The sequence below is a fragment of the Pseudomonas sp. genome (assembly GCF_035277045.1).
Lineage (GTDB): Bacteria > Pseudomonadota > Gammaproteobacteria > Pseudomonadales > Pseudomonadaceae > Aquipseudomonas.
The window spans coordinates 94,202-115,127 of sequence record NZ_DATELE010000196.1 but is presented as its reverse complement, the minus strand read 5'-3'; the positions used below and the strand labels follow the sequence as shown (position 1 = coordinate 115,127).

Here is a 20,926-nt window from a genome sequence, read left to right as displayed (position 1 = left end):
GACATGGAAAAGTGGTCCATTGGCAATTACCGCAAACCGTTCCTCAACGTCGGCTATTTTCATTCAAACCCGGAAAGAGGAACGGTTGAGATTGGGGAAAAAGATTCCGAGTTCGCATTGTCTTCCGAATCCATGGCGTTGCTCGACGTGACATTGAAGGGTCTGATGCGTGGAGACAGCGAGCACTGGCAGGCACTGCAGCAGAAAATGGCTGACCCGCAGCTCCAGGACATTGTTTCGGTGCTCGACGATGCCGGTTTGATCAGGGAATCGGCTCCCGAACACACCCTCGCGACGAAACACGAACTGTTGCGGCAGGCCCTTGAGGAAGCCGGGCTGGCCTTGCAACGGCACGGCTTCACCAACCCCGAAGTTGCACGTGAATTACTGGACCTAATTGCCGACAGCTCGCCGCGCCCTTTCGATGCTTTGTACACCAGTAGCCCGAACGTCTACCTGGTCTATGCCCGCGTATCTCTACAGAGCTGGACGGTCATCTGTCCGCCCGCAGTTTCCGCAGCCACCCTGCTGCTTGAGCGGCTACTGGGCGAGCCGCCGCGCGAGGTTACCGTGGAACTCAGCGCGTTCTGGGTGGGCGAAGTGCGCAAATGCCTGTCGGTACTAACCTGGCTGCTAGTGCGCAGCCAACAGCCGGGTGCGCAGAAGCTCTGCGTGAGCGTGTTGCCTATCCATGCTGAGGATTCGGGTCTGAACCTAGCCATCCGTCTGGAACGTTGGGGGCTGGATTTCCTAGCCGAGCAAAGCAGCAACCAATACCGTGCCTCGTTCAACGACGAGAACGATCGCCGCGACGCCCTGATCGCCGCAAGCTACGCCCAGGAGTACTACATAACCGACCGGTTTATCGACCTGATCTGCCCGGCCATCGCCCAGCGACTGCCCCGGCCGCTGAAGAAGCTTGCGCGCCGCTACTACATGGAAGAGGCCGGACATGAGCTTTATGAGCTCAAAACCTGCAAATCGTTGGGCATGAGCGAAGAGGCATTGCACACGGCACTACCGACACCTTTCGCCCAGTTGTTGTGCGACTTCTATACCTATTTCGCGACCTGCGACGTGGTGTCGTACTTCGCAGCAGCCACCATTACCGAAGGGCTGCCAGGTCAGGAAAACCTGCTTAACGCCCTCTCCGCGGAATTCAGCAGCACCCCTGCCTTCAACAACCGCCCATCACGCAAGCATGAGCAGTTGAACGACAAACTGGCCCACCAGTACATCTCGAGGATCATGCTGTGCGAAGTGGGCGAACTGAGCGTGGCACAGCAACGGTCCACCGCCACGGCCTACGCCCTGCTGTTAGAGCTGACTCACCGTGCCTGGGAAGAATTGCACCGCCTCCACGTCGTCAACCGCCGCCCGCCCCTCAATTTCGCTATGGAAGATTTCCTGTGATCCCGTCGACCGCACTGGAACGATACCAGGCACTGGTGAACCCGCACTGGGTCGCCCAATTGCAGCAACTGGGCGGGGCCCCGGTATTCCTTCGGGCTAAAGGCGAGTTCCTGTACGACAACGAAGACAAACGCTGGCTGGACTTCGTCGGGCACTACGGCACTTCGATCCTCGGGCATAACAATGAAGCGGTCCAGCAGCGACTGGTGGCACTGATCCAGCAGGACCTGCCCACCGGGGCGCCACTGGGTATCTGCACCGGGGCCGCCTTACTGGCGGAGCGCCTGGTTGACCGTATCGAACTGCACGGCTCGTGGAAGCTGTGCACCTTGACCACGGGCACCGAAGCGGTGGAAGGAGCGGTCAAGGCCGCGCTGTTACACACCTCACGGCGAAGGGTACTGGTCCGGCGGGGCTGCTTCCATGGCAACAGTGCTTTGACCCTTCACCTTAGCGATCAGCCGGCCCATCAAGTGGATTTCGAGATGCTGCGCCCCGACCTGGAGGTGGTGTTCTTCGAGGAGATCGACCAGGCGTTGGCGCTGGTCTCCCATAAGGACATCGCCGCCCTGCTTATCGAACCCGTCCAGACCATGGGCGGCGGTCGTACCTGCGCTGCCGACGAAGCGGACCAATTGCTCCGGGCGTGCCGGGAGTTCGGCACAGTCAGCATCGTCGACGAAGTGTTCTCTGGGTTGGGTCGCTGCGGCGCCTATTCGGCGATGCAGGCGCTGGGCTGGCGTGAACGGCCCGACGTGCTGTTGCTGGCCAAAGCGCTGACCGGGAGCATGATACCCAGTGCCCAATTGATGCTACGGACGCTGCTGTTCGACAAACTCTTCGCCCGGGCCGGTTGCCAGAAGATCCTCGGCAGTACCTTCGCGAACAACAACTTGGCGCTGAACCTAGCCAGCGCTGTCTTGGACCTGCTCGACGATTACCTTCGACCTGACGATGCGCTGGCGCCACTGGAGCGCTTTGGCGGGCAACTCCGCGCTTGCGCGACACGTTGTCCGGACGTGATCGAGGATGTAACCGTACTCGGCGCTTGCTTCTTCATCCGCATGCGGGATACCGAGACCTGCTTCAACCTGTGGCACTCGCTTTTTCTCAATCAGGTCTGTACCACGATCTGCCAGCATGATCCCGCTGTTCTGAAACTGATCGTGCCGCTGAACGTCAGCCAGGACGCGCTAGACGAGTTCTCGTACGTGTTTTCCGAACTGACCCTCGACTTGCAAGGATGATCGATGAGCCTGCTATTGCTCGGCCCCACAGACGACTACCTGCATAAAGTCATGGCCGTGGCGCCATCGGTCATTGTGCTAACTGAAACGAACCGACTGACTCCTTGGCAACGTATGGCACCGTGCGAAATCCACCTAGCGGATTTCGACGACCTCCCTGGCCTGCTGTTCAGGGCCATCGCTATCGACGCATCAACGCCGTTGCGGGCGGTGCTGTCGTTCACCGAACTTGGCACCGTCCCGGCGGCGATCATCGGGCGGGTCCTGGATATCGCGGCCCCGTCGCTAAACGTCTCACTGGTTTCCCGGAACAAGCTATTGACGCGCGAGGCTTTGCGCCGCCACGGGCTCACCAAGGTCGCCTTCTTCGAGCGACGGACCAGCGCATCCGATACCAGGCTGCACAATGAAGGCGACGGTACCCTAGTGGTCAAGCCTGTGGATGGGACCGGCAGCCGCGACGTGCAGCGCGTCGAGCCCGGCGCCACCGTGACCCTCGCAGCAAACCGACGCTACATCGTCGAAACCTGGGTACCAGGAGAGGAATTCAGTTGCGAGACCTTTAGCATCAATGGGGTACACCATTTACTGGCCGTGACAGAGAAGCGCCTGGGTGGGGTAAGCGGGCTGGTGGAGCTCGGGCACCTGGTCGATCCCGAATCACCCGGGCTGTCCGAAAACCAACGGGATTATATCGACCGCTGCCTGGATGTTATCGGCCTTACCGACGGCCCGGGCCACCTGGAATTCAAGGTCGACGGCGAGGCGATCGAGATCATCGAATGCCATAACCGCCCGGGAGGCGACCGTATCTGGAATCTAGTGGAGATAGCGACGGGTTTCGACATGATAACCGCCCACGCCCGGCTACTGCTCGGGGAGACGATGCAAGTGACACTCGCCCGCCGAGGCTGCGCCGCCATCGGCTATTTCGACTTCCCAGCAGGCACCATACAGTCGATCCACCTGCCTGAGAACAGTGCCGAGTACATTCATTGGCTCGAGATGAACCTTGCGCCCGGTGACAGAATCGAGGACATGACCGACTCGTTCCATCGTCATGGCGGCATCATCGTCTCGGCGCCCAACCGGCATCTACTGGAGGAACGCCTGAATCTGGAAATCGACCACATCCAGGTCATAGCAGCCCCATGAGTCTGCGCTCCCTGCTGGTCTCCATGCCGAGCGACGCACGGCGCGTCGTACTGGTCCAGTTCCTCACCGCACTGGGTTACTTTTCGGTCATTCCCTTCTTCGTGGTGTACCTAGTCAAGGTACTTGGGCAATCCCCGGCCTTCGCCGCGGGGCAGCTCACGCTATTTCTGACGGGACAATACGTGGCATCGTTTGCGGGGGCCTACCTGAGCCACCGAACAAACCCCTTACTCACGATGAAGGTCGGCTTGGTCTTGCAGATCGCCACCTACGTCCTGTTCGCCACCGGAGTGTCCTCAGTGCCTGCCCTTTGCGCGCTAAGCCTGGCGCTGGGCATGAGCAAAGCGTTCTTCACTCCCGCGGCGAAGGCCGCCCTCGTTGCGCTGACGCCGGGTGACAACCACTACCTGCTATTTTCCTTCAGAAGTACGGTCAACAACCTCGGTGTAGCGTTGGGCAGCTCCCTTGGGGCCGCGCTCATCGACCAAACAGCATTTGCGTTCTTCGCGTTCGCAGCATGCATTCAGGTCGTGGCGCTGTGGGTCCTCCGGGGCGTACGCGCTCCATCGACGTCCCCCGAACGCATTGACTTGCCGAAGCCCGGCTTCGGCAAGGCCGTACGTGCCGTCGTAGGCATGCCACTAACCATGACCCTGATGATCGTCACCCTGTGCTACCAATTCCACTACATTCAGCTGGAGTATGCGTTTCCCCTGGTCGCCGATAGCGCGTGGGGTACGGATGCCGTGGCCCATGTATTCTGGGTGAACGCCGCTGCAGTGCTGGCGCTGCAGATTCCCCTCAATAAGTGGCTGTCGCAGCAACTGTCGGTGTATCTCACCCTGGCCCTAGGCTTCGGCTTGATGTTGATGGCGTTTTGGCTTTTGGCCGAATCCTCCGTCCAGCCACTGTTCCTGATCAGCGTGCTGCTATTTACGCTCGGCGAAATCACCATTGATCCTGCGATCGATGCTTTGCTCAGCAAAGGCCTGTCGGTAGATCTGCTCCCCGCGGGCTTCGGTGTGCTGGGCCTGATGGGGCTGCTGGGCGCAGTGGCAGGTAATGGGATCGCCAGCCGCTTCGCCGCGTCGGGCGACTTCACCCTGTTCTGGTATATCAACTGCGCGCTCGCGGCACTGGCGGTGGCCCTGGTGGCCCTCTATCGCAGGCAAGACGATCCCGCACTTAAGGAAGGGCTTCATGGACACCATCATTGAGATCGACAACATCATACTGACGCTGGACAAAGCTCGTCTGGATATCCCCTTCGTTCACGCCTTCCTCACCACCTCGACCTGGGCGGCCGGCATATCTCGGGATCGCGTGGAAACGAGCATAGCCAACAGCCTGTGCGTGGGCGCCTACGACGGTGCTCGGCAAGTGGGCTTCGCCCGGCTGGTCACGGATTTCTCGACCTTCGGCTATCTGTGCGACGTATTCGTCGACGAGGCGTACCGGGGACGCGGCCTGGGACGGCGATTGTCGGAAACGTTGCTCGAAGTGCCCGAGGCCAGCGCGCTACGCCGCATTCTGCTGGCCACCACCACCGCGCCATGGCTGTACGCAAAGATAGGTTTTACACCGGTCAACCAGCCCAACTACCTGTGGCAACTCCACCGCCCGGACGTATACGCCCAGCCTTCCACCGAATAACGTAACTCAAGCGGATATCGAGCAGATTGGCAGTTCGTTGCTGGCGCGGATTTCCCGCAGGCTGACCGATGTCTTGATCTGTTTGATGCATTTAAGCGAGCGTAAATTCAGTTCGACGAACCGCGAGTAGATCTGCATGTTCGGACAGACGATGTGGACCATGAAATCGAAGTCGCCGGTGACGTTGTACAGCGCCATCACTTCGGGCGAAGCAGTCAGGCGCTGTTCGAGGTCACGCGTGCATTCGGGGGTATGGGAATCCACGGACAGTTGAATGAACGCTGTGACGTCGAAGCCCAGCACGTGCTTGTCAAGGATCGCCTGGTAGCGCTTGATGTATCCGTCGTCTTCAAGCCGCTTGAGGCGCCGCCAGCAAGGCGTCTCGCTCAAAGCGACCTTTTCGCTCAATTTGGAGAGGGTGGTTCGGCAATCCGACTGCATGATAGACAGGATTTGCAGGTCTACTGAATCAAGCGCGCTCGATTTCCTTCTCATGGTCGTTCCTAGGTTCAATTCTCAAGCAGAACGTTACGTCGCCGGCAAAATAACCACACTGTCTTTATTGTTAAATGATATTGAAAATACACAACAGGGTGTGTCTGCGATGGACCAGCGGCGGTACCGATACGAATCCGGGCCTGTCAGGCCGCGAGGAGCAGATCGATCAAGCACGCTGCCCCTCCTCTTCGCTATCGAGGTGAGGGAAAAGTCAGGCCGAGAGGCAGTCGTCTTATGGCCCTGAGGCAGGGCCCCGTGCTGGCGGCTGCCGAGCGATCGCCGATCTAGGACTTGCGCGGCTTCGCCCGCGCGGTCGCCTCGGCCACCAGTGGATCGTCGGGCCAGTAGTGCTTGGGGTACCTGCCCTTCAAGTCCTTCTTCACCTCGGCATAGGTGGTGCGCCAGAAGCTGGCCAGGTCCTGAGTCACCTGCACCGGCCGCCGCGCGGGTGACAGCAGGTGCAGCTTGACCTGCAGGCGGCCCTGGGCGATGCGTGGGGTGTCGGCCAGGCCGAACAGCTCTTGCAGGCGCACGGCGAGGATCGGCGGGGTCTCGCTGTAGTCCAGGCGGATGTTCGAGCCGGACGGCACGTGGAGATGGACAGGTGCCCAGTCGTCCAGGCGCTGGGGCAGCGGCCAGGGAAGCTGGTTGCGCAGGATCGACGACAGGTCGAGCTGGGCGAAATGGCTCAGGCGCGAGACCTTGCCGACATAGGGCTGGAGCCAGTCTTCGAGGGTGCCGAGCAGGGCTTCGTCACCGAGGTCGGGCCATTCGCTGTGGCCGTCCTTGTCGAGGTCAATCTGGCGCAGCAACGCCACGCGTGCCTGCCATTGGCGCAGCTCGGGGGTCCAGGGCAGCAGGGCCAGGCCCTTGCGCCGGACCAGGCCGAGCAAGGCGCGGGCACGCGCGTCTTCGTCCAGCCCGGGCAGCGGCTCGCGGCCGAGCACCAGCTCACCGACCTTGCGCTGGCGTTCGGCGCGCAACACGTTCTCGCGCTCGTCCCAGTCCAGCAGGTCGAGGGTCTCGACCTGCTCGGCCAGCACGCCGTCGAACAACGCCGGATCGAAATCGGCGGCGAGGTAGATGCGCTCTTCGCGTTGGCCCTGGCGGCTGCCGAGGTCGGCGATCACCAGCCAGGGGTATTTCATCAGGGCATCGGCTTCGGCGAACACGGCGGCGCGGCCGTTGGCCAGGCGATATTCGCCGCCACCCTCACGGCGTTGCTGGGCAACCCGGTCGGGATAGGCGAGCGCCAGCAAGGCGCCGAGCCAGCGTGGATGGTCAGCATCGGGTACCGCGGTGCGCGCCTTGCCGCGCAGCATTCCACGGTACTGGCGCGACAACTGGCGGGCGCGTTGCACACCGCCCTGGCTGCCGCGCGCGGCACGGCTTTCACCGCTGAGCAGAGCCAGGCGGGTGTGCAGGTCGGCGCCGCCCCCGCGCAGGATGTCGCGCTCGCCGAGCAAGGCCGCGACGTCACAGGCCATGTCGCCAAGGCCCAGGTCCTGGCCACGTAGCAGCAGGTGCGCGATGCGCGGGTGGGCCGGCAGCTCGGCCATGGCCTGTCCGTGCTCGCTGAGCGTGTCACGGCTGCCAGGCCGGAAGGCGCCGAGCCGGGTGAGCAGGTCCTGAGCCTGGGAACAGGCGGCGGTGGGTGGCTGGTCGAGCCACTGCAACTGGTCCGGGGTTACGCCCCAGCGCGACAGCTGCAGGGCCATGCCTGCCAGGTCAGCCTGGAGAATCTCCGCGGCGCCGTGCGCGGCCAACTGGTCATGCTGGGCCTCGGACCAGAGCCGGTAGCACACGCCCGGTTCCAGGCGCCCGGCGCGGCCCGCGCGCTGGGTGGCGCTGGCGCGCGAGATGCGCTGAGTATCCAGGCGGGTCATGCCGCTGCCGGGATCGAAACGCGGCACCCGCGCCAGCCCAGCGTCGATCACCACGCGCACGCCATCGATGGTCAGGCTGGTCTCGGCGATGTTGGTCGCCAGCACGATCTTGCGCAGCCCGTGCGGCGCAGGTTCGATGGCCGCGCGCTGCGCGTTGAGGTCCAGCTCGCCGTGCAGGGGGCACAGCAGCAGGTCCCGCCGATCGCCGAGGGCATCCTGCAGGGATTGATGCACGCGGCGGATTTCGGCCTGGCCTGGCAGGAACACCAACAGGCTGCCGGACTCGTCCGCCACGGCCTGCAACACCGCATCGACCACCCGCGGCTCGATGAACTCGCCTGGCTGGAACGGCCGCCCCCAGCGCATTTCCACCGGATGCATGCGCCCTTGGCTGCTGACCACCGGCGCATCGTCGAGCAGGCGCGACAGGCGCTCGCCCTCCAGGGTTGCCGACATCAGCAGGATCTTCAGGGGCGGGTCGTCGCGCAGCAGCTCCCGGCCATTGAGGCTCAGGGCCAGGGCGAGGTCCGCATCCAGACTGCGCTCGTGGAACTCGTCGAAGATCAGCAGCCCCACCCCTTCCAGCGCCGGATCGGCCTGCAGGCGGCGTGTCAGGATGCCCTCGGTGACCACCTCGATGCGCGTGTTGGGCCCCACTTTGCTGTCCAGGCGAATGCGGTAGCCGACCGTCTCGCCGACCTTCTCACCCAGCTCGCTGGCCAGCCGCTCCGCCGCCGCCCGCGCCGCCAGCCGGCGTGGCTCGAGCATGACAATGCGCTGCCCGGCGAGCCACGGCGCGTCGAGCAGCGCCAGGGGAACGCGGGTAGTCTTGCCCGCGCCGGGCGGCGCTTCGAGCACGGCTTCGTGGCGCTCGGACAAGGCGCGTCGCAGCGCGGGCAGTACGGCATCTATCGGTAATGAAATCATGGTGGCCCTCGAACAGTCGGGCGAGTATAACGGCGAACCTGACCTGCCTCTTCATGGTCTTAGCTTCAGGTGCAGGCGCTCTGCCTGGCATCGTTCGTGGCTTTTATTTCCGGAGATTCAAATGCGCATCCAATCCCGCGTCATCGGTGGCGCCCTGGTCGCTGCCCTGCTGACCCAGCTGACGGCCTGCGGCACGCTGTTCTACCCTGAGCGCCGTGGGCAGATCGAGGGCAAGGTCGACCCCGTGATCGTGGCCCTCGACGCCATCGGTATCCTGTTCTATGTCATCCCCGGGCTGATCGCCTTCGGCGTCGACTTCGCCACCGGCGCCATCTACTACCCGGGCGGTACCACCGCTCAGGTCGCGCCGGAAAAACTGAAAGAAGCTGTGGGCGCCGACGGCAAGGTCGACAACGTCAAGCTGCAGGCGATTCTGGAAAGCGAGCTGGGCCAGCGTTTGCCGCTGGATGATCCGCGCCTGATCCAGCACCGTGGCAGTGTCGAGCAGCTGGCTTCGTATGGGTTGGTGCCTGCGGCCTGATGAAGCTGGTAGTCAGCGCAGTGAGAGCATCATCGTGAGAGGTGTGAGGTCTGGGCAGGTTTTAAAATTGCCGAATCGGGCATAGAAACTCGCGAGGGACTCATCGAGGGGGTGGACAATCATGGCGGTTGAGCCCACCACCTCCGCTGCACCCAGGGCTCGCTCGACTGCGTCGGCCAACAGCGCGACAGCGAACCCTCGGCCTTGAGCCTCCAGCGCCACGCCCACGGTTTGCGAAGTCGATCAAGGACACATCGGGCATCAGCTTTTCCGGAGTACTCAACTCCAGGGTTGGGGCCTTGCCAGAAGATCCCTGACGCATTCGTTATTCCTCATGGGATTGGCTTCCAGCGCCTGCTCGAATCGATGAAACGCTTCGTCGTCGAGCAGGAACAAGCGCCGGTCAATAATGACCTCCTCAGCGCGCTTGCACGCCGCATCCAGGATGAAGCTGGTGCGGTCCATACGAAGTATCTGGGCGGCTGTATCAATAAGATCTCGACGTTTTGCGTCAGTACGCATGTTGATAGGCACGGGCTTGCTTTTCGTCTCCGGTGTCGGGTGGTCATGCGCTTGCCTCCGTGAAGACGAACGATAGGGCGCGCGATGAATTCGAGGCGCTACTTTCCTTGAGCGGCATGCAGAAAGCTACTTCACGCGTTCCGAAGTATCTGTAGTCCATTTCGCTTCTCAATTAACGCTATATCCCCTCCCACTCAAACAGGCGCCCAATGCCCGTCGATAGGTATCCGTCACATTCGCCGCGGGCGCATAGGTGGCCGATGCGGGGTCGAACCCGGACTGATCGACAGCCCAGCGATGGCATTGGTAGCGGTCCTGTTGCTGCTGCTCAGCTGTCTGTCCGTAGGCGGGATAGGCGATGACGTCGTAGCCGGTGGCCTGCTGGGGCGCGGGGGTGGCGACAGGCGGGTTGACGACCACGTACTGACGGCTGTCGGCGAGGTATTGGTAGTAGGTGTCAGCTGCCAGGAAAAACAAGGCGCCGCCCAGCCAGACTTCCTGGGCATACGAGGGCAGGTAATCGACCCGCACGCCATAGGGCGGAGTGACGACCACATAGTTCGGGCCCTGTGGACGGTACCAGTAGCCACCGGAATAGAAGTAGTCCTGCCCGCGGTAGGGGACTTTTGAATAGCGGTCGGCGAACCGGTCGACAGTGTGACCGGGACGGTACTGCGGGCCCGAGCCCCAGCCGTTGCCACCGCCGTCGGGGCGCCCTGGCCAGTTTTCACTCGGGCGCTGGCCGTTGCCTCCGGCTTGCCACTGCTGGCCGTTGCCGTTGCGGCGAGGGATGTCCTGGTAATTACCTTGGCGCGGGGGCTGGGTCTGGCGCACTTCGTCGCGCGAATTCAAGGGTGAGCTGCCATGACCGCCGCTGTTGGGGTCTTGGGGGCCCTGGCCGCCATGGCCTTCGTTCGGGCCTTGGGCGCAGGCCAAACAGGACACTCCCAGGCTGAGCAAACCTACACCCGCCAACTGCCAGATGCGTGACTTCATGCTGTTTCTCTCGTTGGAAACCGGATTGTTACCGCACCAGTCTACAACGGTGATTGAAGGTGTAGATGAAAATGCGGGAGCAGGGTTGTGTGAGGGTGCCTGGTGCATAAAAAAGGGAGGCCACTGGGGCCTCCCTTCGAGAATTGTCGTCCGTGCTCGGCGCTTGTGGCGCCGGCTCACCTCACGCCGTCTTGTGGACGGGGTGTAGCCCGGGGGCCTCGCCTGTCCTGTTGGATGGCTGGCCGCAACCGCCCTCTTGGGCCGGTCGCCGTGGACTGATGTCCGGGCAGTGATTCTGTTGATAAAGATAGGGCATCAGAGCCGGCAGAGGATTGCTAAGATTGCGGAGTTAAATATCACTTGCGCAATTTTTAACCCCTGATTGATAATTTGCCGCAATCCAGACAGAAAAGGCCCCTTTCATGAGCAAGCTTGACCGCTACGACCTGAGCATCCTTGCCGAACTGCAGCGCGATGCGCGTATCTCCAACCAGGAGCTCGCCGAACGCATCGGCCTGTCCCCTTCCCCATGCTCGCGGCGGGTCAAGCAGCTGGAAGACGATGGCTACATTTCACGCCAGGTGGCGCTGCTGGACCGCAAGAAACTGGGGCTGAGCCTGACCGCCTATGTGCTGATCGGCATGGACCGCCATACCCCCGAGCGCTTCGAGACCTTCGAGGCGGCGATCCGCGGCCTGCCGCAGGTGCTGGAGTGCAGCCTGGTCACCGGGATGGATGCCGACTACCAGCTCAAGGTGGTGGTGCCGGACATGGATCATTACCAGAAGCTGCTGCTGGGCAGCCTGACACGCATCGAAGGCGTCACCAGCGTGCGCTCAAGCTTCGTGCTCAACCAGGTGCTGGCCAGCACCGAACTGCCCCTGACCCACCTGCGTTAGTCGGCGCCCCGCGCCAGGCGTATACTCCGGCGCCTCAGCCTGACGGAGCGCGCCGATGGATCCTGCACTGTTCGAAGAATGGATGATGATCATCCTGGTCACCCTGCTGATCGGCTTCATGGGATTCATCGTCTGGGACCTGGCAAAGAAATCCAAGGCCGGGCGCTTCGGCACGATCATCCTGTTCTGCGTCCTCGGCCTGGGCGTGCTGGCCTTCATCATCAAGACGGTGGTGGTCGGCCTGCTCGAGGGCGTCTAGCGCCTGGCCGGCACTTCACGCCAGCAGCCCTGGTCCAGGCCCTCCAGCGTCCAGTCACCAATGCGCACACGCACCAGGCGCAAGGTCGGCAGGCCGACCGCGGCGGTCATGCGCCGTACCTGACGGTTGCGGCCCTCGCGAATCACCAGCTCCAGCCAGCTGGTCGGCACGCTCTTGCGGAACCGCACCGGTGGATTGCGCGGCCACAGTTCAGGCTCTTCAAGACGCCGGGCCTCGGCGGGCAGCGTCGGGCCATCGTTGAGCTCGACCCCGTCGCGCAGGCGCTGCACCTGCTCATCGCTCGCCTCCCCTTCCACCTGCACCCAGTAGGTTTTCGGCAGCTTGTGCCGGGGATCGGCGATGCGGGCCTGCAACTGGCCGTCGTTGGTCAGCAGCAACAGGCCTTCGCTGTCACGGTCCAGGCGCCCGGCGGGATAGATGCCGGGAATGTCGATAAAGTCCTTGAGGGTGGCGCGGCCTTCGCCATCGCTGAACTGGGTCAGGACGTCGAACGGCTTGTTGAACAGGATCAGGCGTGGCTCGGCCGGCGGCGCCTTGGGCTGGCGACGCGGGCCTGCAGGCCGCGCGTCGGCGCGGCGCGGCTTGGAACGGGGGGGCAAGGGCATGGGGCCTCAGCGGAACGGCGGCTCATCGAAGCTGCGCAGTTTACGCGAGTGCAACGAGTTGAGCTCGGTGCGCAGCAGGTCGAGCGCGGCGATGCCGATCTTCAGGTGCTGGCTGACCGCCCGGTTGTAGAAGGCGTTGGCCGCGCCGGGCAGCTTGATCTCGCTGTGCAGCGGCTTGTCCGACACGCACAGCAAGGTCCCGTATGGCACCCGCAGGCGGTAGCCCTGGGCGGCGATGGTGCCGCTTTCCATGTCGACGGCCACCGCGCGCGACAGGTTGATCAGCGGCCGCTCCTGGGCCCAGCGCAGCTCCCAGTTACGGTCGTCGTAGGTCAGGACGGTGCCGGTACGCAGGCGCTTTTTCAGGTCGTCGCCGCGCTCGCCAGTGACTTGCGCCGCCGCTTCCTGCAGCGCCAGCTGTACCTCGGCCAGCGCCGGGATCGGGATGTTGGGCGGTACCACCCGGTCGAGAATCCCGTCGCGGCGCATGTAGGCGTGGGCCAGCACGTAGTCGCCGATGGTCTGCGACTGACGCAGCCCGCCGCAGTGGCCGATCATCAGCCAGCAGTGCGGACGCAGCACGGCCAGGTGATCGGTGATGTTCTTGGCGTTGGAGGGGCCGACCCCGATGTTGACCAGGGTGATGCCGTCGCCATCGGCGGCCATCAGGTGGTAGGCCGGCATCTGGTAGCGGTGCCAGACCACGCCTGCGACCAGAGCCTGGGCCTCGCCGTTGTCCATGCCCTTGTCGATGATGACGTTGCCCGGCAGGACCATGCGCACGAAGCGCGGGTCATCGCGCAGCTGCTCGAGGCCGTGGGCGATGAACTGGTCGACGTAGCGGTGGTAGTTGGTCAGCAGGATCCAGGGCTGCACATGACGCCAGTCGCTGCCGGTGTAGTGCACCAGGCGGCGCAGGGAAAAGTCCACGCGCGCGGCGTCGAACAGCGCCAGCGGCAAGGGTTCGGCATCCCAGTCATACAGGCCATCGGCGATGCCGTCGGTGGCGGCCGAGAGGTCGGTGCTGGGGAACACGCGCGCGAGCGCCGCGGCGGTGATGCCGGTGCCGGCAAGCTCGTCGCCCTGCTCGACCACGTACGGGTAGGGGATGTTCTGTTCGCTCACGCCGACTTCAACGGTGACCGTGAAGTCGCTCATCAACGGACCCAGCTGTTCCAGCAGGTACTTGCGGAAGGCTGCCGGTTGGGTGACGGTGACGCTGTAGGTGCCGGCGACCTGTACCTTGGCGTAGGCACGGGTGATGACCGGGGCCTCGCCCTGGCAGTAATAGGTCAGGCGCAGGGCCGGGTAGCGGAACAGCGCGCGCTCGCCGGCATCGGGTTCGGTGCGGTCCTTGAGGTAGCGTTTGAGGGCCTGGCTGAGGGCACCGGTGGCTTGTTCATGCAGGGCCGCCAGACGATCGACGGCCTGCTCGGCGGTATCTACAACTTCAAAAGCTTGGCTCACACTGGGCTTCCTGTCTGGACATGCATGTCAGCCATCTTGCCTAGGTTCTTGGGTAAAAACATCCCCAGGCTTCAGTGAACCTCCCGGCCCGCACTGTCCTGGTGTCATGGCATCGACCGGGCAACCAGCGCCTGCACATCCACACCCCGCGGCAACGCGCCGTACACCCGCCCACCACCTGTCAGCCGGCTGCCGATGAAGGCATCGCTCACCGTGGCATTCCCCGCTTCCAGCAACAGCTTGGCCTGCAACGCCAAGGCGATGTCCTCCGTCAACTGACGGGCGCGGTACTGGATGTCCCCGGTGTCAGCAAACGCTCCCTTGAGGTTGCCGATATGCGCGGCCAGGCGCGGGTCGCCATGGCCGTCGCCCAGCTCGGCGAACAACGCCTCAAGCACCCCGGGCTCCCTGGACAGCGCGCGCAGCACATCCAGGCACTGCACATTGCCTGACCCTTCCCACGTCGAATTGACCGGTGCCTCGCGGTACAGCCGCGGCAATATGCTGTCTTCCACGTAGCCAGCGCCGCCCATGCACTCGGCCGCTTCGTTGATCATCGCCGGGGCGCGCTTGCAGATCCAGTACTTGCCCACGGCCGTCACCAGGCGTGCGAAACGCGCCTGTTGCGGATCGTCGGGCTGGTCGAGGGCCTGGCCCATGCGCAGGCTCAGGGCCAACGCCGCCTCGCTCTCCAGCGCGAGGTCGGCCAGCACGTTCTGCATCAGGGGTTGCTGACTGAGCACCTTCCCGCCCACCGTGCGATGGGCGCAGTGGTGCGCGGCCTGGGTCAGCGCCTGGCGCATCAGGGCGCTGGAGCCGACCATGCAGTCGAAGCGGGTCATCGCGACCATCTCGATAATCGTCGGCACGCCTCGACCTTCTTCGCCGATCATCCAGGCCAGGGCGCCACGAAACTCCACTTCGCTGGAGGCATTGGAACAGTTGCCGAGTTTGTCCTTGAGACGCTGGATATAGAACTGGTTGCGGCTGTCGTCGGGCCGATGCCGGGGAAGCAGAAAGCAGCTCAGGCCTTTTTCGGTCTGCGCCAGGGTCAGGAAGGCATCGCACATGGGCGCCGAGCAGAACCATTTGTGCCCGACCAGCTCGTAGGCCTGGCCCGGACCGGGGCCGCCGACCGGATAGGCACGGGTGGTGTTGGCGCGTACGTCGGTGCCGCCCTGCTTCTCGGTCATCGCCATGCCCAAGGTGACGCCCCCCTTGTGCCGGTCGCCGACATTGCGCGGGTCGTACTCGCGGGCCAGCACCTTGGGCAGCCAGTAGCGCGCAAGCTCCGGCTGCAGCCGCAGCGCGGGCACGGCGGCAAAGGTCATGGTCAACGGGCAGCCGCTTCCCGCCTCCGCCTGCGTGTGCAGGTAGGTCATCGCGGCCCGCGCCACATGGGCACCGCTGCGAGGCTCAGTCCACGGCAAGGACGGCAGGCCATGCTCGATGGCCGTGCGCATCAGTTCGTGATACGCGGGGTGGAATTCGACCAGGTCGATGCGATGGCCATAGCGGTCATGGCTGACGAAGCGGGGTTTGTGCTGGTTGGCCAGGAAGCCCGCCGCCATCAGCGGCCCACCTGCCAGCGCACCGTAGGCATCGATCCTTGATTCGGCCCAGCCCGCGCCTAGGCGCCGTGCCCATTCCTGCAGGGGCGTGTCGAGGCGGTACAGGTTCGCGCCGTCCAGCGGCGGGGGCTGGTTGGTGACTTCGTGGGTCTCAGCGTACTGGTGCGGGTTCATGAGGGCTCCTGGATCCGGAATGCCTGGAAAATCCAGTGAAGCACCTCTTCATCCCCGCATCAAAGTAACAAAAACGCCTAACTAGAAGTGGTTTAGTCCCGTCGCCACTTGCCGGGGCACCACGCTGGAGCGCGCCACGGCCAGGTTCAGGCTCAACTCGAAACGGCTGCCCAGCCCTGCGGTGGACTCGTGCGACAGCCTGGCGCCCAGCACCTCGGCCAACTGCCGGCAGATCGACAGGCCGATGCCCAGGCCGCCATAGCGACGGGTCATCGAGCCATCGACCTGGAAGAAGCGCTGGTAGAGGATCGCCTGGTCCAGGTCATCGAAGCCGATGCCGCTGTCGCTGACGCTGATCGACAGGGCAAGGTTCTGCGGCCCCAGCAGCCGGCCGCGGGCCTGCAGCATCACCCCGCCCTGGTGGGTGAACTTGAGCCCGTTGTCCACCAGGCAGGCCAGGCAACGCGCCAGCTTCTGGGTATCGCAGACCAGGGTGTCGGGCAGGTCGGCCGGGATATCCAGGCTCAGGTACAGCCCCCGGCCCAGTGCCTGGCTGGCATAGCTGGCGCGCAGTTCCTGCAGCAGCGTGCGCAGGCTGAACGGCACCGGGTGCGCGCGCACCCGTCCGGCCTGCAGCTCGGTGAGGACCAGAATGTCGTCGACCATCACCATCATGTCCTGGGCCGCGCCACTGGCGGTGCGCTGGTAGTGGGCCAGTTCGCTGTCCATGGGCAGCGTCTGCATCAGTTCCAGCGAACCGATCACGCCGTTCATCGGTGTGCGCAACTCGTGGGTCACGGTGGCGAGGAATTCGTCCTTGAGCTGGTTGCTCTTGGCCAGCTGCGCGTTCAGCTGCTCAAGGGTACGGCCGCTGTCGCGCAGGGCCTGGGCCTGCTGTTCGCGCAGGCTGTTGATGCGGTCGGCCAGAGCCAGTGACAGCAGCGACACCTCCAGCGCCGAACCGAGCTGGCTCGCGTACATGGTCAGGAACTGGTTGGGCAGGTAGCCAAGCACCATCAGGGTGTTGACCAGCCCGCCCAGCAGGAACGCCGACCAGGCGATGATGAAATAGCGCGCCACCCGCAGCCCCCGCGCCCAGGCATACAGGCCAGCGGCGAAGATGCTCACGGTGAACAGCAGCGCCAGGGCCGTGGCCATGCGCAGGGCGACGCCATAGCGCATGCTGACCGACAGCACCATCACCAGCGCGCCGCCGGCCATCAGCAGTTGCAGCAACCGGTCGAAGGCCACGCTGAGCCGGCCCATCTCCAGGAAGTTGCGCGCGAACAGGCAGCCGAACAGCCCGGAGGCACCGATGAACAACGGCGTGGCGGCGTTCGCCCACCACGGGCTGTCCGGCCAGAGGTAGGCAACCCCGGCACCGTTGACCGAGACCTGGTAGAGGCCGAACGAGGCGATATAGAGGATGTAGTACAGATAGCTGGTGTCGCGCACGCTGACGTAGATGAACAGGTTGTACACCAGCATCACCAGCAGCACCCCATAGATCATCCCGAGCACGTACAACCGGGTGGGCTGGTCTTCAAGGTATGCATCGGCCGACCACAGGGTCAGCGGCGCCTGCACCGAGCCCTGGCTGTGCAGGCGCAGGTAGACGGTGGTCGACTGCCCGGGGCCGAACGGCAGCTCGAACAGGTAGTTGTTCTGGCGGATCTGGCGGCTCGCGTAGGGCAGCGCATCGCCGGTGCGTTGCACCAGGCGCGCGGTGCCGTGCTCATCGGGCAGGTACAGCTCGAGATGATCGAGCGGCGGGTAGGCAAGTTCGAGCAGCCACTGGCGCGGCGCAGCCTGGGGCGTGGCGGTATAGGTAAGGTCGATCTTCAGCCAGAACACCGAGGTCGAGTAGCCGGCGTTGAGCACATCGGCTGAGTGCTGGCGAAAGCGGCTGGCGAACAAGGGCGCGCTGACCTGTGCGATGGTGGCGCTGCCGTCACGGTCTTCATAGACCTGCATGACCTTGCCCAACGGCAGACTACGCGTGGCATCGTCGAAATCGACGGCCCCGGCGAGCAAGGGCAACCAGCCCAGCACAACGATCAGCAAATAGCGCATACAGCCCCAGCATGGCCTGTCCAGTCGCGTCGCGAGGCCCCCTATCCCTTTGAGGCGACGAAATCTGGCAGCAGCCGTTATCGAGTTATCGCAGCACTCTAGCATAGGTCTCCGGCAAGGAAACCGAACAAGGCAAAATATAAAGCAGAGGCTCTAGATCAGTCATTGCAGAGATACGCAGGGCAAAAACCTGATCGCTCGATCAGCAAAAGTGATTCGGCCGGCAACCCGGTGAAAAAGGTTTGGTGGTAAGCTCGCCCCCCATGAATATCTACAGCTCCCGCCCCGTTGTCCTCTGTCTCTCCGGCCACGACCCCAGTGGCGGCGCCGGCCTGCAGGCAGATATCGAAGCCCTGATCGCTCAGGGGTGTCACGCCGCGCCTGCCGTGACCGCCCTGACCGTGCAGGATACCGTCAATGTCTCCGATTTTCGGGTGCTCGACCGCGAATGGGTGCTGGCCCAGGCCAATGCCGTGCTCGCCGACTCGAATGTCGCCGCCGTGAAGCTGGGCATGCTCGGCTCGACCGAGATGGTCGACACCGTCGCCGAACTCCTCGCGGCCCATCCGCACCTGCCGATGGTCTGCGATCCGGTCCTGCGGGCCGGTGGCGGTGGCCGCCTGGGCAAGGACGAGGTCGGCTACGCCATGCGCGAGCGCTTGCTGCCGCTGGCCATGATCGCCACGCCGAACCTGCCCGAGGCGCGGATCTTGGCCGAACTGCCCGAGGGGACCGCCGACGAGTGCGCCGAAAAGCTCCTGCCCTACTGCCGGCACCTGCTGATCACCGGCGGCCATGGCGAAGAGGACGAAATCCACAACCGCCTGTACAGCCGCGACGGCCAGCGCCACACCTGGACCTGCCAACGCCTACCGGGCAGCTATCATGGATCGGGATGCACCCTGGCCAGCGCCCTGGCCGGTCGCCTGGCCCTGGGCGAGCAGCTGGAGAGCGCCGTGCGCTCGGCGCTGGACTACACCTGGCGCACCCTGCGTGACGCCGAGCAGCTGGGCAAGGGACAGTTCGTGCCGCGCCGGCTGCCGCTGGATTTCTGCTCCTGACTCCATCCTTCGAGGCCCGATGATGAAACTACGCGGCTTGTATGCCATCACCGACAGCCAGCTGCTCGCCGGCCGCTTCCTGTCTCATGTGGAGGCGGCGCTCGAAGGCGGCGTCTGCCTGCTGCAGTATCGCGACAAGAGCAACGACCAGGCCCGCCGCCTGCGCGAGGCCGAAGCCCTGAAGGCGCTCTGCGAACGCTACGGCACCCGCCTGATCATCAACGACGACGCCGAGCTCGCCGCGCGCCTGGGCGTCGGCGTGCACCTGGGCCAGACCGACGGCCCGCTGACCCCGGCGCGCGCCCTGCTCGGGCGCAACGCAATCATTGGCTCCACCTGCCATGCCGAGCTCGACCTGGCCGAGCAGGCTGCCCGCGAAGGCGCCAGCTACGTCGCCTTCGGCCGCTTTTTCAATTCCGTCACCAAGCCCGGCGCGCCCGCGGCCAACCTTGAGCTACTCGCGCAAGCCCGCGCCCGCGTGAAGCTGCCGATCGCCGTGATCGGTGGCGTCACCCTCGACAACGCCGCTGCGCTGGTTGACCACGGTGCCCACCTGCTGGCGGTGATCCACGGCCTGTTTGGCGCCGACAGCACGCAGGAAGTCACCCGCCGTGCCCGCGCCTTCAACGCCCTGTTCGCTTCCGCCTGATTTGAGAGATTTCATCATGTCCCGTTCCGAAACCCTGTTCGCCAACGCCCAGAAGCACATTCCCGGGGGCGTCAACTCGCCTGTGCGCGCCTTCAAGAGCGTTGGCGGCACCCCGCTGTTCTTCAAGCACGCCGAAGGCGCCTACGTCACCGATGAAGATGACAAGCGCTACGTCGACTACGTGGGCTCCTGGGGCCCGATGATCCTCGGCCACAGCCATCCTGACGTCCTCGATTCGGTGCGCCGCCAGCTGGAGCACGGCCTCTCGTACGGCGCGCCGACCGCCATGGAAACCGAGATGGCCGACCTGGTCTGCTCGATCGTGCCGTCCATGGAAATGGTGCGCATGGTCAGCTCCGGCACCGAAGCCACCATGAGCGCCATCCGCCTGGCCCGTGGCTACACCGGCCGCGACGCGATCATCAAGTTCGAGGGCTGCTACCACGGCCACTCCGACAGCCTGCTGGTCAAGGCCGGTTCCGGCCTGCTGACCCAGGGCGTGCCGAGCTCGGCTGGCGTGCCGGCGGACTTCGCCAAGCACACCCTGACCTTGCCGTTCAACGACATTGCCGAGGTCGAGAAGACCCTGGCCGAAGTCGGCCAGTCCGTCGCCTGCATTATCGTCGAGCCGGTCGCCGGCAACATGAACTGCGTGCCGCCGGCGCCGGGCTTCCTCGAAGGCCTGCGCGAGCAGTGCGACAAGCACGGCGTGGTGCTGATCTTCGATGAAGTGATGACCGGTTTCCGCGTCTCCCTCGGCGGCGCCCAAGGCTACTACGGCGTTACCCCGGACCTGTCGACCTTCGGCAAGATCGTCGGCGGCGGCATGCCGGTCGGCTGCTTTGGCGGCAAGCGCCACATCATGGAGCGCATCGCCCCGCTCGGCCCGGTCTACCAGGCCGGTACGCTGTCGGGCAACCCGCTGGCCATGGCCGCGGGCCTGACCACCCTCAAGCTGATCAGCCGTCCGGGCTTCCACGACGAGCTGACCGCCTTCACCAGCCGCCTGCTCGACGGCCTGCAGCAACGTGCCGATGCGGCGGGCGTGCCTTTCGTCACCACGCAGGCAGGGGCGATGTTCGGCCTGTACTTCACCGGTGCCGACGACATCGTCACCTTCGAGGATGTGATGGGCAGCGACATCGAACGCTTCAAACGCTTCTTCCACCTGATGCTCGAAGGCGGCGTGTACCTGGCGCCAAGCGCCTACGAGGCGGGCTTCACCTCGATCGCCCACGGCGAAGCCGAGCTGAAGATCACCCTGGACGCCGCCGAGCGCGCGTTCGCCGAACTCGCCAAGTAACCGCTG

The 20,926-nt window shown here is 64.3% G+C and carries 19 protein-coding genes; 11 read left to right on the top strand and 8 right to left on the bottom strand.

Annotated features, from left to right (window positions below; translation table 11 throughout):
• Positions 1-3 precede the first annotated feature (3 nt).
• The 5 genes from VJS90_RS10665 to VJS90_RS10645 are packed head-to-tail and all read left to right on the top strand — an operon-like array spanning position 4 to position 5,468.
• Positions 4-1,413, top strand: a complete 1,410-nt coding sequence (locus VJS90_RS10665; RefSeq protein ID WP_324121618.1) for a hypothetical protein — start codon at positions 4-6, stop codon at positions 1,411-1,413.
• Positions 1,410-2,660, top strand: coding sequence for an aminotransferase class III-fold pyridoxal phosphate-dependent enzyme (locus tag VJS90_RS10660; RefSeq protein WP_324121617.1), 1,251 nt, complete (start codon positions 1,410-1,412; stop codon positions 2,658-2,660). Before VJS90_RS10665 ends, VJS90_RS10660 begins: the two co-directional genes overlap by 4 nt.
• A 3-nt stretch (positions 2,661-2,663) precedes the next feature.
• Complete coding sequence (locus VJS90_RS10655; RefSeq protein WP_324121616.1) at positions 2,664-3,815, top strand: ATP-grasp domain-containing protein; 1,152 nt, start codon at positions 2,664-2,666, stop codon at positions 3,813-3,815.
• Entirely contained in the window at positions 3,812-5,032 is a 1,221-nt protein-coding gene (locus tag VJS90_RS10650; protein ID WP_324121615.1) for an MFS transporter, read from the top strand. The genes VJS90_RS10655 and VJS90_RS10650 overlap by 4 nt, the downstream gene beginning before the upstream one ends.
• Positions 5,016-5,468: a GNAT family N-acetyltransferase gene (locus VJS90_RS10645; RefSeq protein ID WP_324121614.1), complete on the top strand. Its 453-nt coding sequence runs from the start codon at positions 5,016-5,018 to the stop codon at positions 5,466-5,468. The genes VJS90_RS10650 and VJS90_RS10645 overlap by 17 nt, the downstream gene beginning before the upstream one ends.
• 6 nt (positions 5,469-5,474) lie before the next feature.
• Here VJS90_RS10645 and VJS90_RS10640 read toward each other — a convergent pair whose 3' ends face one another.
• Together VJS90_RS10640 and hrpB are read right to left on the bottom strand one after the other, a co-directional pair.
• Entirely contained in the window at positions 5,475-5,963 is a 489-nt protein-coding gene (locus VJS90_RS10640; RefSeq protein WP_324121613.1) for an Lrp/AsnC family transcriptional regulator, read from the bottom strand.
• A gap of 287 nt (positions 5,964-6,250) precedes the next feature.
• On the bottom strand, positions 6,251-8,779 hold the full coding sequence (gene hrpB, locus VJS90_RS10635; protein WP_324121612.1) for an ATP-dependent helicase HrpB: 2,529 nt from the start codon (positions 8,777-8,779) through the stop codon (positions 6,251-6,253).
• Between the two features lie 121 nt (positions 8,780-8,900).
• On the opposite strand from hrpB, the gene VJS90_RS10630 reads away from it, so the two are divergent.
• Positions 8,901-9,320, top strand: a complete 420-nt coding sequence (locus VJS90_RS10630; RefSeq protein ID WP_324121611.1) for a polyribonucleotide nucleotidyltransferase — start codon at positions 8,901-8,903, stop codon at positions 9,318-9,320.
• A 279-nt stretch (positions 9,321-9,599) separates the two neighbouring features.
• Here VJS90_RS10630 and VJS90_RS10625 read toward each other — a convergent pair whose 3' ends face one another.
• A complete protein-coding gene (locus VJS90_RS10625; protein ID WP_324121610.1) occupies positions 9,600-9,842 on the bottom strand; it encodes a DUF1778 domain-containing protein in 243 nt (80 codons plus the stop codon).
• Between the two features lie 168 nt (positions 9,843-10,010).
• Positions 10,011-10,838, bottom strand: a complete 828-nt coding sequence (locus tag VJS90_RS10620; protein WP_324121609.1) for a DUF6515 family protein — start codon at positions 10,836-10,838, stop codon at positions 10,011-10,013.
• Positions 10,839-11,260: 422 nt separating this feature from the next.
• On the opposite strand from VJS90_RS10620, the gene VJS90_RS10615 reads away from it, so the two are divergent.
• Together VJS90_RS10615 and VJS90_RS10610 are read left to right on the top strand one after the other, a co-directional pair.
• Complete coding sequence (locus VJS90_RS10615) at positions 11,261-11,737, top strand: Lrp/AsnC family transcriptional regulator (protein ID WP_158460648.1); 477 nt, start codon at positions 11,261-11,263, stop codon at positions 11,735-11,737.
• 55 nt (positions 11,738-11,792) lie between these two features.
• Positions 11,793-11,996: a DUF2788 domain-containing protein gene (locus VJS90_RS10610; RefSeq protein WP_324121608.1), complete on the top strand. Its 204-nt coding sequence runs from the start codon at positions 11,793-11,795 to the stop codon at positions 11,994-11,996.
• Here the strand turns inward: VJS90_RS10610 and VJS90_RS10605 are convergent.
• The 4 genes from VJS90_RS10605 to VJS90_RS10590 form a co-directional block, all read right to left on the bottom strand.
• Positions 11,993-12,622 (bottom strand): pseudouridine synthase, encoded by a 630-nt coding sequence (locus VJS90_RS10605; RefSeq protein ID WP_324121607.1) that lies wholly within the window; start codon positions 12,620-12,622, stop codon positions 11,993-11,995. The genes VJS90_RS10610 and VJS90_RS10605 overlap by 4 nt on opposite strands.
• Before the next feature lie 6 nt (positions 12,623-12,628).
• The gene (gene amn, locus VJS90_RS10600; RefSeq protein WP_324121606.1) at positions 12,629-14,089 is read right to left on the bottom strand and encodes an AMP nucleosidase; all 1,461 of its coding nucleotides are present in this window, start codon (positions 14,087-14,089) and stop codon (positions 12,629-12,631) included.
• A gap of 104 nt (positions 14,090-14,193) precedes the next feature.
• Positions 14,194-15,834, bottom strand: a complete 1,641-nt coding sequence (locus VJS90_RS10595) for an acyl-CoA dehydrogenase family protein (protein ID WP_324121605.1) — start codon at positions 15,832-15,834, stop codon at positions 14,194-14,196.
• An 81-nt stretch (positions 15,835-15,915) separates the two neighbouring features.
• Complete coding sequence (locus VJS90_RS10590) at positions 15,916-17,907, bottom strand: sensor histidine kinase (RefSeq protein ID WP_324121604.1); 1,992 nt, start codon at positions 17,905-17,907, stop codon at positions 15,916-15,918.
• Positions 17,908-18,170: 263 nt separating this feature from the next.
• Between VJS90_RS10590 and VJS90_RS10585 the strand changes: the two genes are divergently transcribed.
• The 3 genes from VJS90_RS10585 to hemL are packed head-to-tail and all read left to right on the top strand — an operon-like array spanning position 18,171 to position 20,920.
• Entirely contained in the window at positions 18,171-18,968 is a 798-nt protein-coding gene (locus VJS90_RS10585) for a hydroxymethylpyrimidine/phosphomethylpyrimidine kinase (RefSeq protein WP_324121603.1), read from the top strand.
• A gap of 22 nt (positions 18,969-18,990) precedes the next feature.
• Positions 18,991-19,617 (top strand): thiamine phosphate synthase, encoded by a 627-nt coding sequence (gene thiE / locus VJS90_RS10580; protein ID WP_324121713.1) that lies wholly within the window; start codon positions 18,991-18,993, stop codon positions 19,615-19,617.
• 16 nt (positions 19,618-19,633) lie between these two features.
• Complete coding sequence (gene hemL / locus VJS90_RS10575; RefSeq protein WP_324121602.1) at positions 19,634-20,920, top strand: glutamate-1-semialdehyde 2,1-aminomutase; 1,287 nt, start codon at positions 19,634-19,636, stop codon at positions 20,918-20,920.
• The last annotated feature ends 6 nt before the right edge of the window (positions 20,921-20,926 follow it).

What these genes read in the sequence shown, in the direction of transcription:
- VJS90_RS10665 (WP_324121618.1), top strand. Translation starts at nt 4, where the DNA reads ATGGAAAAGTGGTCCATTGGCAATTACCGCAAACCGTTCCTCAACGTC.
- VJS90_RS10655 (WP_324121616.1), top strand. Translation starts at nt 2,664, where the DNA reads ATGAGCCTGCTATTGCTCGGCCCCACAGACGACTACCTGCATAAAGTC.
- VJS90_RS10650 (WP_324121615.1), top strand. Translation starts at nt 3,812, where the DNA reads ATGAGTCTGCGCTCCCTGCTGGTCTCCATGCCGAGCGACGCACGGCGC.
- VJS90_RS10645 (WP_324121614.1), top strand. Translation starts at nt 5,016, where the DNA reads ATGGACACCATCATTGAGATCGACAACATCATACTGACGCTGGACAAA.
- VJS90_RS10640 (WP_324121613.1), bottom strand. Translation starts at nt 5,963, where the DNA reads ATGAGAAGGAAATCGAGCGCGCTTGATTCAGTAGACCTGCAAATCCTG.
- hrpB (WP_324121612.1), bottom strand. Translation starts at nt 8,779, where the DNA reads ATGATTTCATTACCGATAGATGCCGTACTGCCCGCGCTGCGACGCGCC.
- VJS90_RS10630 (WP_324121611.1), top strand. Translation starts at nt 8,901, where the DNA reads ATGCGCATCCAATCCCGCGTCATCGGTGGCGCCCTGGTCGCTGCCCTG.
- VJS90_RS10625 (WP_324121610.1), bottom strand. Translation starts at nt 9,842, where the DNA reads ATGCGTACTGACGCAAAACGTCGAGATCTTATTGATACAGCCGCCCAG.
- VJS90_RS10620 (WP_324121609.1), bottom strand. Translation starts at nt 10,838, where the DNA reads ATGAAGTCACGCATCTGGCAGTTGGCGGGTGTAGGTTTGCTCAGCCTG.
- VJS90_RS10615 (WP_158460648.1), top strand. Translation starts at nt 11,261, where the DNA reads ATGAGCAAGCTTGACCGCTACGACCTGAGCATCCTTGCCGAACTGCAG.
- VJS90_RS10610 (WP_324121608.1), top strand. Translation starts at nt 11,793, where the DNA reads ATGGATCCTGCACTGTTCGAAGAATGGATGATGATCATCCTGGTCACC.
- VJS90_RS10605 (WP_324121607.1), bottom strand. Translation starts at nt 12,622, where the DNA reads ATGCCCTTGCCCCCCCGTTCCAAGCCGCGCCGCGCCGACGCGCGGCCT.
- VJS90_RS10595 (WP_324121605.1), bottom strand. Translation starts at nt 15,834, where the DNA reads ATGAACCCGCACCAGTACGCTGAGACCCACGAAGTCACCAACCAGCCC.
- VJS90_RS10590 (WP_324121604.1), bottom strand. Translation starts at nt 17,907, where the DNA reads ATGCGCTATTTGCTGATCGTTGTGCTGGGCTGGTTGCCCTTGCTCGCC.
- VJS90_RS10585 (WP_324121603.1), top strand. Translation starts at nt 18,171, where the DNA reads ATGAATATCTACAGCTCCCGCCCCGTTGTCCTCTGTCTCTCCGGCCAC.
- thiE (WP_324121713.1), top strand. Translation starts at nt 18,991, where the DNA reads ATGAAACTACGCGGCTTGTATGCCATCACCGACAGCCAGCTGCTCGCC.
- hemL (WP_324121602.1), top strand. Translation starts at nt 19,634, where the DNA reads ATGTCCCGTTCCGAAACCCTGTTCGCCAACGCCCAGAAGCACATTCCC.